The 1,900-nt window shown below is 29.5% G+C and carries 2 protein-coding genes; one reads left to right on the plus strand and one right to left on the minus strand.

Translation table 11 applies throughout. The features are described 5' to 3' along the window. Positions 1-1,169 precede the first annotated feature (1,169 nt). On the minus strand, positions 1,170-1,358 hold the full coding sequence (locus tag DMG62_24190) for a hypothetical protein (protein PYY19864.1): 189 nt from the start codon (positions 1,356-1,358) through the stop codon (positions 1,170-1,172). A gap of 99 nt (positions 1,359-1,457) precedes the next feature. On the opposite strand from DMG62_24190, the gene DMG62_24195 reads away from it, so the two are divergent. Then, positions 1,458-1,700 (plus strand): hypothetical protein, encoded by a 243-nt coding sequence (locus DMG62_24195; GenBank protein ID PYY19865.1) that lies wholly within the window; start codon positions 1,458-1,460, stop codon positions 1,698-1,700. Positions 1,701-1,900: the final 200 nt, after the last annotated feature.

The following is a 1,900-nucleotide window of genomic DNA, read 5'->3' on the forward strand; positions in this document are numbered from 1 at the left end:
CATCAGAAGCTTGTTCGTTTACGACTGTTTCTGCAATATCTTTTGGACCACCATCTAATACTACTATTTCAGTGGGTACAGTTTGCTTAGTTAACGCTTCTTCGGTGGGTATACTTGCAGTTTCCTCAGTTGACACTTTTTTGGTGAGTTCGTTTTTTTTAAATTTTTTTTGTTCTACAACTTGTTCGACATCTGGAGTGAGACGTCTTGTTTTCTTTTTATTTGTAGTTTGTTGTACAACACTAACAGACGTACTTCCACTATCAGAAGAACCTTTAAATTGAATATAATATTAGTCAATTAGATGTTATTAGTAAATCATATGACTAATAAAAATGCGGCAACTCAGATTGAGCGTATTACACAATGCAATGACATATACCTTTTTTCGTGGTAGATCGCGTTTGACGTTTTTTACAAGATTGTTCCACGTCTACGAGTATTTTCAATACTAGTGTTATAATACAACAACTTCTTTAATATATAAATTAATTAGTCATTTTGTTTAAAAATTATAATTTAGTTACCTGCGAAGTCCTTTGTCTTTTTTTTTGATTTTGGCGGCATATTCAAAATTTCTAATTAAATGTTAGAAATTTTCACTTTCTACTTCCTATCGAATTTTTACCAAAAAATTATGAATTAGAGGTTTTTAAACCTTTCATACTTGAGAATTAGTGTGAGAGCTTTTTTGATATTTGTTTGACGAAAAAAAAAATCAATTAGTATGAGAATTTATTTAATAATAATTAATTATTACTTTAATTTGTTCAACAATAACAACTCTTAATTTATCAAGCAAATTTTAATAATAACGTTCTTTTTATTCAACAATAGTAAAATGATATGATAACCAACAATTCCAAATAAATAAAATAATAATATTAAATTCAGGTGTTAAAGTTCTAGCAAATTTAACGAAATGACAAAATATTTTTTTCGTTATTTTAAATTTTTCCAGTATCTTCTTTTTTCATTTTTTTTTTATTTTTAATTAATAAATTTCAAGTATTCATCAGTAAATAAATATATTAAATATATTTAATGATTTATATGCATCACAAGCTTTTCGTTGATTTAATAGTCTATTTAAAAGTATAATAAAGTATATATTTATAGAAGGAACTAACCTTATGCATCACAAGCTTTTTGTTGATTTAATAGTCTATTTAAAAGTATATAATAAAGTATATATTTATAACTAAACCTTTAAACTTCTTCCTCAAATCAAACTGAAATAATATAAAATAAATATCTTTGATAAAAATGAAACGTTCAAGACCCTCTCGTTCATATGTTCCAGTACCCAAGTTGCGTATTAAAGCTGCTAAAAGCAACATGACGATGGAGAAACCCATGAGTATAATGTTGTAGAAGACGCTCCGAAATGTGATGACGTTGCAGAAGCTCCAGAAAGTGATGACGTACTAGAAGATACTCCAGAACGTGATGATGTTATGGAAGATGCTTCGGAAACCGATGTTATGGAAGAAGCTCCAGAAAGCGATGACGTACTAGAAGAAACGTCTGAAAGTGATGACGTTGCAGAAGATGCTCTGAAACGTGATGACGTTGCAGAAGAAGCATCAGAACGTGATGACGTTGCAGAAGATACTTCTGAAAGATCATCAGAAAGACAAAACGAGATTTGCATGAATGCTGAATTATCAAGAATATCATTAAATGGATACGAGAATTAATATATAAAATTTTCTTATGTAATATTTCAAGGAGGCCGCGCAACAGGTATATGACATGGACTTGGATATTGATAGTAACTCCCAACTTTCGAAAATTGATGTTATGGAAGAAGTTTCAATTGATGACTCACACAGTAGACCATTACTTGACATTGTAGAAGAAGAAGTTTCGATGGATAGTGATGTGTTGGAAGAAGAAT

The sequence above is a fragment of the Acidobacteriota bacterium genome, assembly GCA_003225175.1.
Lineage (GTDB): Bacteria > Acidobacteriota > Terriglobia > Terriglobales > Acidobacteriaceae > Gp1-AA112.